This window comes from Paenibacillus sp. FSL H3-0457 (genome assembly GCF_037981725.1).
GTDB lineage: Bacteria > Bacillota > Bacilli > Paenibacillales > Paenibacillaceae > Paenibacillus > Paenibacillus amylolyticus.
The window spans coordinates 6,207,500-6,221,714 of sequence record NZ_CP150283.1 but is presented as its reverse complement, the minus strand read 5'-3'; the positions used below and the strand labels follow the sequence as shown (position 1 = coordinate 6,221,714).

9 protein-coding genes are annotated in these 14,215 nt (G+C 47.8%); all 9 read left to right on the top strand.

Features of this window, described 5'->3' with window-relative positions:
• Nucleotides 1-87: 87 nt before the first annotated feature.
• The 9 genes from MHH25_RS27515 to ligA all read left to right on the top strand — a co-directional run bounded on the left by MHH25_RS27515 (nt 88) and on the right by ligA (nt 14,145).
• Nucleotides 88-3,738 (top strand): DEAD/DEAH box helicase, encoded by a 3,651-nt coding sequence (locus tag MHH25_RS27515; protein WP_340018604.1) that lies wholly within the window; start codon nt 88-90, stop codon nt 3,736-3,738.
• A 75-nt stretch (nt 3,739-3,813) separates the two neighbouring features.
• Entirely contained in the window at nt 3,814-4,692 is an 879-nt protein-coding gene (galU, locus tag MHH25_RS27510; RefSeq protein WP_036612381.1) for a UTP--glucose-1-phosphate uridylyltransferase GalU, read from the top strand.
• Between the two features lie 181 nt (nt 4,693-4,873).
• A complete protein-coding gene (gene rfbC / locus MHH25_RS27505) occupies nt 4,874-5,422 on the top strand; it encodes a dTDP-4-dehydrorhamnose 3,5-epimerase (protein WP_340018603.1) in 549 nt (182 codons plus the stop codon).
• Nucleotides 5,423-5,476: 54 nt separating this feature from the next.
• Nucleotides 5,477-6,502, top strand: a complete 1,026-nt coding sequence (gene rfbB / locus MHH25_RS27500; protein ID WP_036667707.1) for a dTDP-glucose 4,6-dehydratase — start codon at nt 5,477-5,479, stop codon at nt 6,500-6,502.
• The gene (rfbD, locus tag MHH25_RS27495; RefSeq protein ID WP_340018602.1) at nt 6,499-7,380 is read left to right on the top strand and encodes a dTDP-4-dehydrorhamnose reductase; all 882 of its coding nucleotides are present in this window, start codon (nt 6,499-6,501) and stop codon (nt 7,378-7,380) included. The genes rfbB and rfbD overlap by 4 nt, the downstream gene beginning before the upstream one ends.
• Before the next feature lie 134 nt (nt 7,381-7,514).
• Nucleotides 7,515-8,390 carry a phosphatidylinositol-specific phospholipase C/glycerophosphodiester phosphodiesterase family protein gene (locus tag MHH25_RS27490; RefSeq protein ID WP_076328773.1) on the top strand — a complete coding sequence of 292 codons (876 nt, stop codon included), beginning with the start codon at nt 7,515-7,517 and terminating at the stop codon, nt 8,388-8,390.
• Nucleotides 8,391-8,505: 115 nt separating this feature from the next.
• Nucleotides 8,506-9,201 (top strand): heptaprenylglyceryl phosphate synthase, encoded by a 696-nt coding sequence (locus tag MHH25_RS27485; RefSeq protein ID WP_036612366.1) that lies wholly within the window; start codon nt 8,506-8,508, stop codon nt 9,199-9,201.
• Nucleotides 9,202-9,558: 357 nt separating this feature from the next.
• On the top strand, nt 9,559-11,913 hold the full coding sequence (gene pcrA / locus MHH25_RS27480) for a DNA helicase PcrA (protein WP_340018601.1): 2,355 nt from the start codon (nt 9,559-9,561) through the stop codon (nt 11,911-11,913).
• A gap of 210 nt (nt 11,914-12,123) precedes the next feature.
• The gene (gene ligA, locus MHH25_RS27475) at nt 12,124-14,145 is read left to right on the top strand and encodes an NAD-dependent DNA ligase LigA (protein ID WP_340018600.1); all 2,022 of its coding nucleotides are present in this window, start codon (nt 12,124-12,126) and stop codon (nt 14,143-14,145) included.
• Nucleotides 14,146-14,215: the final 70 nt, after the last annotated feature.

The window sequence follows — 14,215 nt, the reverse complement described above, 5'->3', positions numbered from 1 at the left end:
AACAGTTACAAGCATGAAGGAACCCCAATCTCTGCTTTAAGGAGCTCTTGGGGTTTTTTTACATCATGATACAGGAGGCGAAGAAGCGTGGCGCCATTCACAATTATGGATATCAAATTGCTGTGCGGGGTCACGGCATTCAAGCGCGGAGAAGATTATAACCAATCTGGCAGGGTGACCAATCTGGTGGTCGGTGAGGATCAGCTTCATTATGAAGCTCAGGTACGTGGATCGGAGCGTTATCAGGTTACGGTGGATGTAGATGGATCAGGTGAGATTGTGGCAGGCTGCAGTTGTCCGGGTGACGGTAGGCATTATGACTATTGTAAACATGTCGCTGCTGTCTTGTTGGCTATTCACGAATGGGGTGAGCAGCAGGAGCGTAATGCCACGATTGCTTCTGGGAAGGCTCCTCAACCTGCTACAGGTCAAGGAGCCAATACCAGTTCCAGCTCAGGTTCCAAGTCCAGGGTTGGGACGTTGGTCGAAGAAAGCATATGGGAGCGACCACAGTCCGCTTCACAACGAGAGCAACTGAATGATGCCCCAGAGCGTCCGCCCGTTCACTTTGCCCAAGCAGGTCGTCCAAGCTCAGCTTCGGGGTGGGGCCGCTCGGCAGATAAACCTTCTTACCGTACGGCGGATCAGATTCTGTCCATGTTTGCCAAGGATCGGAGACCGCTGCATGGAAATGATCGTAATTACACTGCCCCTGTCAGCCGTTCCTCCCTGCGGGAAGAATTGCAGGTTCAGTTTATATGTAAGCTGATACAGGTTCACAATGGTGGTGGGAAACTTGCTCTTGAATTGAAAGTGGGTAACAAACGTCTGTATGTGGTGCAGAAAGTGAAGCAATTCCTGAACTGTATCGAGAAGGGCGAGCCCATGTCATTTACCAAACTGTTCCACTATGATCCATTGATGCATGTTTTCACTCCGCAGGATCAGGCCATTCTCTCGATGCTTATTCGAATGAGACAGAGTGAGGAGGCCTATCGCCAATCCATCTCCGGTTATCTGGGAGCTTCGGACGGACGGGATATATTGATTGCTCCGCTCGTATGGAAGCCATTGCTGGAATTACTACTACAGGCCGACAGTCGGATGGAGGGCACGGGATTTGCCAATGGGCCACTCACACTAGGGGAAGGGGTACTTCCTTTATTTTACCGGATCGCCCAGGGAGCGAATGAAGGGTATCAGCTTGAAATTTCGGGACTGCGTGAGCTGATTCTTCTTCCTGCTTATGATGCCGCCGTGGTGGAAGGACAGTTGCATATGTTGGAGCCGATGCAGATGCGAAGTCTGGAGGACTTGAGTGGGGCGCTCACGTCGTATGGAATCAAGGAAAGCATCGATATTTCGACTCAGCAGGTGGATGAATTCGTACAGCATGTCGTGCCAGAACTGCGTACGCTTGGACATCTGTCCATTGATTCGCAGGTGCGTGAACAGATCGCGGAACCGGAACTTTCACCGAAGCTGTACATTGACTTCTATCGTGAACGTATTACAGCGCGTCTGGAATTCGACTATGAGGTCATGGTTATTAATCCGCTTGCCGAGTATTTAATAGATGAAGAAGAGAAAAAGGTTATTTTGGTGCGTGATCGATACAAAGAGCGGAATCTGATTGAACGGCTTGATCGATCCTTTCTCGAAAGGGATGGTAGTGTTTGGGCGAGCGAACGGGAAGATGCAATATATGATGTAATGTATCATCTGTTGCCTGAGCTTGAGAAACAGGTAGATATCTATATGCCAAACGCCGTGAAGGCGATGGTGCAATCCTATCCAACACCGCCGAAAGTACGGGCAGATTTGGGAAGAGGATTGGACTGGCTGGAGATTTCATTTGAGATGGAAGGTGTGGACGAGCAGGAGCTTCAAGAACTCATGCGTCGCATTGTGGAAAAGAAACCGTATTTCCGTCTCAAGAGCGGTGTCTTTCTTTCACTTGAAAATGAAGGTGCAGATAGCTTCGCTCACATGGCCGATTCACTTGGGCTGGGAGAAGATGACATCAAGAGCAGCCATATCCGGCTGCCAGCTGTTCGGGCGTTACAATTGCCAGGCAGGGACGAAGTTTCCGGTCATGTGAAGTGGGGAGGCTCTCTGAAACGTTTCCTCGATGATCTCCGAGATCCCGAAAGGATGGATTTTGCATTGCCGGGATCACTGACCCCCATCCTGCGGGATTATCAGAACAGCGGATACCAGTGGCTGCGAACCCTCGCTTATTATCGTTTTGGCGGCATTCTGGCGGATGATATGGGACTTGGAAAAACGTTGCAAAGCATCGCCTATATTACAGCGGTGCTTCAGGAAAAGCCCGAGCACAATATGGGCAATACGGGCGGTGAAAAATACCGGGAGAGCGGATCGCTATGGGGCGGTGAAACGTTAACGACTTCCGACATCGACCCCGAAACTGGTCTCCCATTGGAAAAGATGGCCTCAGAGAATAGGGATGGCCTATGGTCCACGATGCAGCAGGATGGACTGACGATCCGAACGAGGGTCATTCACCCTCCGGTACTTGTCGTGGCGCCTGCCTCGCTAACCTATAACTGGGCCAATGAGTTTGCGCGGTTCGCCCCGCATCTGAACGTACTGATTGCCGCAGGTCAGAAAGAAGAACGAGCCAGCATGCTTTCAGGCATGGATGAGGCAGATGTAATTGTGACGTCGTATCCTCTGTTGCGACGGGATTTGGACACCTATCTCGGCCGAACCTTCCATACGCTCATTTTGGATGAAGCTCAGGCAATCAAAAATGCTTCTTCCCAGACCGCGCAGGCAGTCAAACAAATTCAAGCTCCGCGCCGTTTTGCACTCACAGGTACACCTGTGGAGAACTCGCTGGATGAATTGTGGTCCATTTTTGAAGCGGTATTCCCTGGGTTATTTCCAAGTTACAGAAGATTCCGCGACCTTCCTCCGGAACGGATCTCGCGGATGGTACGTCCGTTTATTCTGCGCCGTTTGAAGAAGGATGTGTTGGAAGAATTGCCTGATCGAATTGAAACGGTACAGCGGTCAGAGCTTACGGTTGAACAGAAGAAATTGTATGCCGCATACCTTTCCCAGCTTCAGGATGAAGCATCGAAGGACATGGAGGATAACGGATTCCAGAAGAATCGTATCAAAATTCTGGCTGGCATCACCCGTTTGCGTCAGTTGTGTTGTCATCCGGCCCTCTTTGTGGAAGGATATCAAGGCGATTCCGGGAAAATGGAACAGTTGCTTGAAACGGTCGAGGATTGTTTGGCTTCAGGCAAACGAATTCTTATCTTCTCCCAATTTGCAAGCATGTTGAACCTGATTCGTCAGACCCTTGCGGCACAGGGAAAAAACCTGTTTTACCTCGATGGTCAGACGCCTGCTCAGAGCCGGGTCGAGATGTGTCATAGATTTAATGAGGGCGAAGCGGAATTGTTCTTAATCTCCCTGAAAGCTGGAGGTACAGGACTAAACTTAACGGGTGCAGATACCGTTATATTATATGATCTATGGTGGAATCCCGCCGTGGAAGAACAGGCCATTGGCCGTGCCCATCGCATGGGACAGAAACAAGTCGTGCAAGTCATCCGCCTGGTGACCGAAGGTACGATCGAAGAGAAGATTTTGGAACTCCAGCAGCGGAAGAAGGACTTAATTGCCGAAGTGATCGAACCGGGAGACGGAGGATCGACGACCTTATCCGAACAGGATATCCGCGAATTGTTGATGGTATAATGGAGTCCAAGCATCGTAGAACTAATAATCATTAAATATATTAAAATATGTATCTAGCAAAAGGAGTGGGTTCGTGTGCGTATTCGCAAAGCGATTATTCCAGCCGCAGGGCTGGGTACCCGGTTTCTGCCTGCCACCAAGGCGATGCCTAAGGAAATGCTGCCCATCGTGGACAAGCCAACGATTCAGTACATTATTGAAGAAGCCGTAGCTTCAGGCATTGAAGATATCATTATTGTGACAGGTAAAGGGAAACGGGCCATTGAAGATCACTTCGATTATTCTTTTGAGCTGGAGCAGAATCTGGCGGACAAACAGAAGTGGGACTTGCTTAACGAAGTACGCAAACCCTCCGAGATGGCAGATATTCATTATATCCGTCAAAAGGAACCGAAGGGACTTGGTCACGCCATTTGGTGTGCCCGCAAGTTTATCGGCAACGAGCCTTTTGCCGTCCTGTTAGGGGATGATATTGTGGAAGCGGAACATCCCTGCCTGAAGCAGATGATCGATGTCTACGATGAACTGCAATCTCCGATTGTTGGTGTACAGCCTGTTGATTGGAGCGAGGTATCCCGCTACGGGATTGTAGACGGAGAATTGCTGACTCCTACCGATGATCGTGTTTTTCGGGCCCGCCGCTTAATTGAGAAACCAAAGACCGAAGATTCCCCTTCGAACCTTGCTATTATGGGACGTTATATTCTTACACCGGATATCTTTGAGATACTGGGTCAACAATCTGCTGGTGTCGGGGGAGAAATCCAGCTCACGGATGCCTTGTCCCGATTGAATGAACAGCGACAAATTCTTGCTTATCATTTTGATGGGTTACGTCATGATGTTGGTGAAAAGTTGGGCTTTATTGAGACATCGATTCACTACGCAATGCAACGCCCGGATCTACGGAAAGATCTCTTAAAGTATTTGGAACAGGTCGTAAAGGATCAATAAATGGTTTTCCGCATGCCCTTGAAGTCCAGCCGAAGAATGTTATCGCGGCTGGGCTTTAATTTATTTTATGGAAGAGCAAATATGAGGGTTATACAGGCCAATGAACAAACACATACCCGACACTTTACATATACATAGTCAATATGAAGAAATGATGTCAACAGCAAAACGGAGGGATGTCATGAAGGTACTTCCGCTGTTTATGGATGGCGCTGCCATATTGGAACCCAAGGTTTATGGTGATCACCGTGGATATTTTATGGAGAGTTATAATGAGCAGGTTCTGCGTGAACAGGGGATACAGCACGTCTTTATTCAGGACAATCAATCCTTGTCGGCTGAAGCAGGTGTTCTGCGTGGGCTTCATTATCAACTTCAGCCCAAAGCACAGACTAAATTGGTTAGGGTTATATCTGGGGCTATATATGATGTGATTGTGGATGTCCGCACCTCATCCCCTACTTTTGGCCGATGGAAAAGTGTCATTCTAAGTGAGTACAACCAGCGGCAACTGCTTGTTCCTCAAGGATTTGCTCATGGATTTTGTACCTTGGTGCCTAATTGCCGGGTAACTTATAAGGTAGATGCCTATTATTCGCCTGAACATGATCGTGGAATTCTGTGGAACGATCCGGCGCTCGCCATTGATTGGCCTGTGACGAAACCTATATTATCGGAGAAGGATCAGAAGCATCCTTTACTGAAAGATGCTGAACTGAATTTCGACTAATTAATCAGACTTTTCAGATACTTCTGTATCTGGAGGCAGAGGGAGAGAGACAGCATGAAACTACTGGTTACGGGTGGGGCCGGATTTATCGGCAGCAACTTTGTGTTATATATGCTTCGTGAACATCCGAGTTATGAAATTATCAATGTGGATGCATTAACGTATGCAGGGAACTTGGAGAACTTGCATACGGTAGAGTCCAATCCCCGATATACCTTCATCAAGGCAGATATTGCAGATGTACAGCAGATGGAAGCTGTTTTTTCTCAAGGCATCGATGTGGTTGTGAATTTCGCTGCCGAGTCTCATGTGGATCGAAGTATTTTGTCCCCGGATATCTTTGTGCGTACCAATGTGATGGGTACTCAGGTTCTGCTGGATGCGGCAAAGAAGTATCAAGTCACCAAATTTGTTCAGGTATCGACGGATGAGGTATATGGATCATTGGGTGCAACAGGGTTATTTACTGAAGATACACCTCTGATGCCAAACAGTCCTTACTCTGCAAGTAAAGCTGGCGGGGATCTGCTCGTAAGAGCCTATCATGAAACCTTTGGACTGCCTGTAAATATTACACGTTGCTCCAATAACTACGGGCCTTTTCAATTCCCGGAGAAACTGATTCCGCTGATTATATCCCGTGCATTAAATGATGAAGCCATTCCAGTATATGGTGACGGCCTCAATATTCGTGACTGGCTTTATGTCGAGGATCACTGCAGCGCGATTGATCTGGTGATTCATAATGGACAATCTGGAGAGGTATACAACATTGGTGGTAATAATGAACGTACTAATATATATATTGTGGAGAGCGTGTTGGAACAACTGGGTAAACCGGCGAGTCTGATTCAATATGTACAGGATCGATTGGGACATGACCGACGTTATGGTATAGATCCTACCAAGATACGTACAGAGCTCGGATGGCAACCTGCACACAATTTTGAGACAGGGATCAAGGAGACGATCGAGTGGTATCTGAAACATCAAGATTGGTGGACGAGAATTCAATCAGGCACATATCAGGACTATGTTCAGCTTCAGTACGGTAAGCGGATGGGTGATTCGTCCAAATGAACTATAGAGTTATGGTGACTGGCGCGGCAGGACAGCTGGGTTATGATGTGGTGAAGACCTTTCAAGCAGAGGGTCATCAGGTATTGGCCTGTGACAAAAACCAGATGGATATTACCGATCAACAGCAGTGCACAGATATGATTACAACGTTCCGGCCTCACATCATTATTCACTGCGCTGCTTACACGGCGGTCGATCAGGCTGAGGTAGATGAGGATACAGCATACGCAATTAATGCATCAGGTACTAGAAATATCGCGGTTGCCGCCGAGAAAGTGAAAGCAAAATTGGTATATATCAGTACTGATTATGTATTTGATGGGAGCGGGAGTACACCTTACCGCGAGTACGATGTAACGAATCCGCAGAGTGTATATGGCAAGTCGAAGCTTGCTGGGGAACGGCTGGTTCAAAGTTTGTGTACGCAATGGTTTATCATTCGAACATCATGGGTGTTTGGCGTGTATGGCAGTAATTTTGTCAAAACCATGCTGGAACTTATGGAAAAACGTCCACAACTGCAAGTTGTTCATGACCAACAAGGTTCGCCAACCTATACGGTCGATCTTGCCCGATTCATTCATATCCTTTCCATAAGTGAAAAATATGGTATCTATCATGCCTCCAATTCAGGAACTTGCACATGGTACGAGTTTGCAGAGGCAATAAAAGAAGAAGCCAATAAGCAGAGTGGGCTCGAGCCGACAGCCGAACTTACGCCATGCACAACCGATCAGTTTCCGCGTCCAGCCCCCCGTCCTGCATACTCGGTCATGGATCATTTGGCAATTCGAACGAACGTTCTGGAACCTCTGAGACCTTGGCGTGAGGCGCTGATTGCGTTTTTGAAAGAGTTGAGTGTACAGCAAAAGGACTGAGCATGTGGAGGGTCCGTGCTTTATTCCCAAACTACACCCACCATTTAACAGCCGCCTCGGGCGGCTATTTTGTTTTACACCTCATCAATTCGGGTAGTTAGCTAACAAAAAGGTACTGAGGATGTGAATGTGATATGAAACGCATTGCCGCCGTGTTAATACTACTGATCGTTACCGTGGGCACACTCTTTTTCGCCTATGAAAGCGAGAGTGAGGAACAACGGGACGGATTTACCGCCTATAGATTAATCGCCCATGCGATGGGCAGCATTCGTGATCAACCATATACCAACGCCTATGAAGCGATGATTGCCAATTACGAGAAAGGCACACGTGTATTTGAGATCGACTTTATGTTAACCTCGGATCGCAAAGCCGTAGCCAGACATGAATGGACCGCTAATATGAGCAAAATGCTAGGACAGGACGAACAGCTTCCGGAGGATAGACAAGCCGGGGCACTGACACATGATGAATTTATGAATACGCCTATTTTAGGCATGTATCAACCCATGGATGCTGATGGCATTATAGATGTACTGGCCGAGTATCCGGATATGTATATCGTAACCGACACCAAGGAACAGAAGGATGAGGATATTCAGCAGGTGTTACAGTCCCTGGTGGATGCAGCTAAAGAACATGATCCCTCCGTGCTGGATCGGGTGGTTGTACAGATTTATAACGAACCGATGCTCGAAACGGTGAAAGAAGTCTATGCATTCCCTTCCATTATCTATACGTTATATGCCACACAGGATACAGAAGCTCAGGTTGTTGATTTTGTACAAAAGAATGATATTGATGCCGTGACTATGCCGGAATATAAAGTAAACCAGAATTTCGTCGCCAAGCTGAATAGTGCAGGTTCTGTCACCTACGTGCACACCATCAACGACACTGAACAGGTGGCTAACTATGAGAAATGGGGCGTGTACGGGGTATACTCTGACGTGCTGACGGAGCAGGAGTTGGATGAAATGAATACACGTTTTGCCTGGAAACCGTAAAAATACATTTTTTTCTGTTCCCCTTTTTATACGAACATTGACACTCGCTGCCTGCTGACTTAGACTTAGTTTACAAGCTTTCTAGGATGCAGAAGAACCTCTGGAGGAATGTTCGTTGATAGACATGATTAAGCAGTGGAGACATGTATTTAAGCTTGACCCAGACCGGGAAATTACGGACGAAGAACTCGATCTGGTCTGTATGTCGGGGACCGATGCAATTATCGTTGGCGGATCTTCGGGGATTACCTATGATAACACGGTAGACCTGATGTCCCGTGTGCGTCGTTATGAGTTGCCATGTGTGCTTGAAGTATCCGATCTGGAGGCTGTTGTTCCCGGGTTTGACGGATATTTGATCCCGATGGTCTTGAATGCAACGGACAGCAAATGGATGATTGGGCACCACCAGCAAGCGATAGAGCGTTATGGTTATCTCATCCCGTGGGATCTACTTATTGCCGAGGGTTATATTGTGCTCAATGCAAACTCCACGGTAGCTCGGTTGACTGGCGCAGATACGGATCTGACGACAGGAGCTGCGGTGGCATATGCCCAGGCTGCGGAGCGTCTGCTCAATCTTCCAATCGTGTACATGGAGTACAGCGGAACGTTCGGAGATATGGAGCTTGTTGGTGAGACACACAGACAATTGGATCGGGCACACCTTATCTACGGCGGCGGAATTGATGATTCGGAGAAAGCCGCGCAAGCTGCCCAAGTGGCAGATACTGTCGTGGTAGGTAACATTGTGTACAGCGATTTAACTAAGGCACTTGAGACGGTGTTGGCTGTAAAAGGAACCATTTAATCGGTTTAGTTTACCATTCCCCCATTTTCCCCTTATGATCTGTTAAAATAGAACTTTGCCCTTACTAATTAAGCAATTCGTATACAAGAGTAAGGTTTACACAGAAACGAAGTGTTCTCTCTTGTATTTTTACTACCTTTAAATATAAGCTAAACTAATTTTTACACGAGAACGAAGAGGACAGAAATAAGCTGGAGAAGCGGAGCGTTCGCCTTTATTACCGGATTTTTACCTTTGAAAAAGTAGATCGAAAAATCCGGGAATAACAGCGATCGGAAGATTATTCTGTCATCGGAGTGGCGAGTGTAACCTATTAATTTTGCTTTATAGACCAACCAACGAAAGGAGCATGCATGCATGCAACCTGTAAATATACATGATGCCGTTGCACGGCTTAACACCCCTCAACGGCAAGCCGTCGAGGCAACGGATGGCCCGCTGCTGATTATGGCCGGAGCGGGCTCCGGCAAGACCCGGGTGCTAACACACCGGATTGCCTACCTCATTGCAACACGGAAAGCACCCCCGTGGGGCATTTTAGCGATTACCTTTACGAACAAAGCCGCCCGTGAGATGCAGGACCGTGTATCCCAACTAGTTGGTGGCTCCCAAGGCCGCGACATATGGGTATCCACGTTCCACTCCATGTGCGTGCGTATTTTGCGTCGTGATATTGAACGTATTGGCTTTACCTCCAACTTCAGTATTTTGGACTCATCGGACCAATTATCTGTTATTCGCAGCTGTATGAAAGACCAGAATATTGATACCAAGAAATTCGAGCCCAAAGCAGTTCAATCCATGATGAGCACGGCGAAGAATGAACTGATTAGTCCGGAGCAATATGAGAAGCAGGCAGGAGATTATTTCGAGGGTATTGTAGCGAAGATATATAAGATGTATCAGAAAAAGTTAAGAGCCAACAACTCACTTGATTTCGACGATCTCATTATGCAGACTATTCAACTGTTCAAAGAAGTGCCGGAAGTCCTCGACTTTTACCAAAAGAAATTCCAATACATTCACGTGGACGAGTATCAGGATACGAACCGTGCACAGTACATGCTGTGCCGTATGCTCGCTGACAGTCACCATCACATCTGCGTTGTAGGGGATAGTGACCAGTCGATCTATCGCTGGCGTGGGGCGGATATCAGCAATATCCTGAACTTTGAGAAAGATTACCCTGAAGCAAACACGATTTTGCTGGAGCAGAACTATCGTTCAACTTCCAATATCCTGAATGCAGCCAATGAAGTGATCGGCCTGAATACAGGGCGTAAACCGAAGAAACTGTGGACGGACAAAGAGGGTGGCTCGAAGATCAAGGTGTACCGTGCGGATTCCGAGCATGATGAGGGGTATTTTGTTACCTCCGAGATTAGTAAAAATGTAAAGAACGGCAAATCCTATCAGAACCATGCTATTTTATACCGTACTAACGCCCAGTCCCGGGTTATAGAGGAAATTCTGATCAAGTCTGATATTCCGTATCAGATTGTCGGCGGCATCAAGTTCTATGATCGTAAAGAGATCAAGGACATTCTGGCGTATCTGCGCCTGTTATCTAACCCGGACGATGATATCAGTCTTACCCGGATCATTAATGTACCGAAACGTAGCATTGGTGATACAACGGTAGCTAAGCTTGCGGCTGCGGCAGGAGAGCGTGGAATTTCTATTTTCCGTGTACTTCAGGTCGTAGATGATCTTGGTTTTGCTGGTCGTACGCGGAATGCGCTGGTGGAGTTCTATGACATGATCGCTGCGTTGCATCAGATGGTAGAGTATCTGTCTGTAACTGAACTGACCGAGAAGATTCTTGAGATGAGCCAATACCGTCTTGAGATGCAAAATGAAAACACACTCGAATCCCGTGCACGGCTGGAGAACATTGAAGAGTTCCTGTCGGTAACGATGGAATTTGAGAAAAATAATGAAGACAAAACGCTCGTGTCGTTCCTCACCGATCTTGCATTGATTGCTGACATCGACAGCATGAACGATGATGAAGAGGATCAGAGCGACGCGGTTACCCTGATGACCATGCACAGCGCCAAAGGTCTGGAGTTCCCGGTTGTCTTTATCGTGGGTATGGAGGAAGGGGTCTTCCCGCATAGCCGTGCCTTTATGGACAATGAAGAGCTGGAGGAAGAACGCCGACTTGCTTATGTAGGGATCACGCGTGCGGAAGAGCAACTGTTCCTGTCCTGTGCCCAGATGCGTACGTTGTTTGGACGTACAACAGCGAACCCGCCTTCCCGCTTCCTGGATGAAATTCCGGATGAGCTGAAGGAAGACACTTCCATGGCTCGTGATCGTTACCGACGTGGAAGTAGTGGAGGCGGCTCATATGGTGGACGTGGGTTAGGCTCTAGTGGAGGAAGTAACTTCGGTGGCGGCACCAAGCTCTTTGATCACCAAAGTAAAAGCGGTTCATCTGCTACCTCATCCACGCCAACTTCGCGTGTGACCACAAGTGTCTCCCGCCCAACATATTCTACGCCATCATCTGCTTCCAAGCCGGTAGCTTCTGATGGTGAAGCAGGATTCAAGGCAGGAGATAAAGTGCAGCATGGCAAATGGGGGACAGGCACCATTGTTGCGGTCAAAGGGACAGGTAATGATACCGAACTGCAGATTGCCTTCCCGGCTCCGGTGGGTGTGAAACGTTTGCTTGCCGGATTTGCCCCAATTACGAAAGTAGAATAAGAACGAAACCTCCTTTTGCACGATAACAGAGAGAGCAGAAATAACTTGAAGAAGCATAGCGTTCGCCTTTATCCCCGGATTTCCACCTTTTAAAATGGATTAAAAGAAGTCCGGGGATGACATCGATCAGAAAGTTTTTCTGTTATCACAGTTCAGTGCAATAGGAGTGTTCCTTCTACATAGATCAAATTAACGGAGGGATGGCCCTGTATGGACCCGATGCACCGGATGGAGCAACTCGTTACCGAGCTGAACCAGCATAATTATCAGTACTACACGATGGATCAGCCACAGATCAGCGATAAGGAGTATGATCTTCTGTACGATGAACTGGTTACGCTGGAACAGGAAAGCGGCATGGTTCTGCCTGATTCTCCAACACAGCGTGTGGGTGGCGAACTGCTAAAGGGGTTTACCCCGCATCGCCACTTATCCTCATTATGGAGTCTGGACAAAGCACAGAATATTGAGCAGCTTCGGAGCTGGAATACCCGTGTACTAAAACTGATTAATGACTATAACAGTAAAAATCCCGATACGCCTTTACCGGAACCAGGTTATGTCATTGAGTTGAAGTTTGACGGATTGACGTTGAACCTGACATACACCAACGGTGAGTTGGTGCAAGCCTCTACACGAGGGAACGGTGCCGTAGGTGAAGGTATTTTGGCACAGGTAAGAACGATCCGATCCGTTCCGCTCAAAATTCCTTACACAAGCGGTACGATTGAAGTACAGGGTGAAGGCATCATGAATCTGTCTGTCTTGGACCGATACAATGAGACAGCGGCAGAGCCACTCAAGAATGCGCGTAATGCAGCAGCAGGAGCGCTCCGTAACCTGAATCCGAAGGCTACGGCTGAGCGTAGGCTGAATGCTTATTTTTATAATGTAGGTTATTCGGATGACATTCAGTTTGCCAATCATCAGCAGATGATGGACTTCCTGCGTGAGAACCGATTCAAAGTTAATCCATCCATCACGTATTTCCATGAGTTTGATGATGTGATGGAGCAATTGGCCGCGATTCAGGAGAACCGGGGTCAGCTGGACTATCTGATCGATGGAGCTGTTATCAAAATTACGGACATGCGCACCCGCGAAGTGTTGGGTTATACCGATAAATTCCCTCGCTGGGCGGTGGCATATAAATTCGAGGCTGAAGAGACCACGACGGTTCTTAACGCTGTGGTATGGAATGTGGGCCGTACTGGTAAAGTAACTCCGCTGGCACGCGTAGAACCGGTTGAACTTGCCGGGGTAACGGTACAGAACTGTACGCTGAACAATGTCGGCGATATTGAGCGCAAAAATCTGAAGTTCGCTCTGGGCACACGGGTCTTTATCCGTCGCTCCAACGACGTCATTCCTGAGATTCTGGGTAAAGTGACGGAGGAGAGTGATGGCGAGGAGATCGTCTTCCCTGAGCAGTGTCCTGCATGTGGATTCCCACTGGAGCAACGCGGAGCGCATCTGTTCTGCAACAATAGACTTGCGTGTAAACCACAAACGGTGGCACGTATTTCCCATTTTGCTTCCCGTGATGCTATGGACATCGAGACGTTCAGTGAGAAAACAGCGATTCAGTTGTATGATGAATTGAACGTACGTGAGCCTGCCGACCTGTATACGTTACAGTTTGATGATCTGGTGAAGCTGGAGCGGTTTGGGGAAAAGAAAGCGAACAACCTTATCGCTGCGCTTGAGCTTAGTAAAGATAGAGACTTGGCTTCCTTCTTATACTCACTGGGTATTCCGAACACAGGTAAATCGACAACGCGCATGCTCGCTGATCATTATCGAGATCTGCACGCCATTATGAATGCAACCGTGGAAGAACTGGTTGAACTACCCGACGTCGGTGGTATTGTGGCAGAGAGCATCGTAAACTTTTTTGCAGATCCGTTTACACAGGCTGCAATTGAGAAAATGCTTAACTTGGGCGTGAAAGCTCAGGCACCTGAGGCACCAGCCGTTGCTGTTGTGGAAGATTCCTTCTTCAGTGGTAAAACGGTCGTCTTGACCGGAACGCTGCACCAATTGACGCGGGAAGAGGCAACGCAAAGACTGGAAGCGCTCGGAGCGAAGGTGACTGGCAGTGTGTCGAAAAAGACAGATTTGGTTATTGCCGGAGAGAAGGCAGGTAGTAAACTAACCAAAGCCCATGATCTTGGCATTCCTACGATTGAGGATGAGGACGAACTTGTACGTCTTTTGAACCCACAGGGTTAAAGTGTAATCAGAGAGTTCATAATGAGGAAAAAGAAAAAAGCCCCCGAAGACACGAATATGTGGTCGGGGG

Coding starts and splice junctions, on each gene's coding strand:
- rfbC (WP_340018603.1), top strand. CDS start 4,874: ATGAAGGTACTTCCGCTGTTTATGGATGGCGCTGCCATATTGGAACCC.
- rfbB (WP_036667707.1), top strand. CDS start 5,477: ATGAAACTACTGGTTACGGGTGGGGCCGGATTTATCGGCAGCAACTTT.
- rfbD (WP_340018602.1), top strand. CDS start 6,499: ATGAACTATAGAGTTATGGTGACTGGCGCGGCAGGACAGCTGGGTTAT.
- MHH25_RS27490 (WP_076328773.1), top strand. CDS start 7,515: ATGAAACGCATTGCCGCCGTGTTAATACTACTGATCGTTACCGTGGGC.
- pcrA (WP_340018601.1), top strand. CDS start 9,559: ATGCAACCTGTAAATATACATGATGCCGTTGCACGGCTTAACACCCCT.
- ligA (WP_340018600.1), top strand. CDS start 12,124: ATGGACCCGATGCACCGGATGGAGCAACTCGTTACCGAGCTGAACCAG.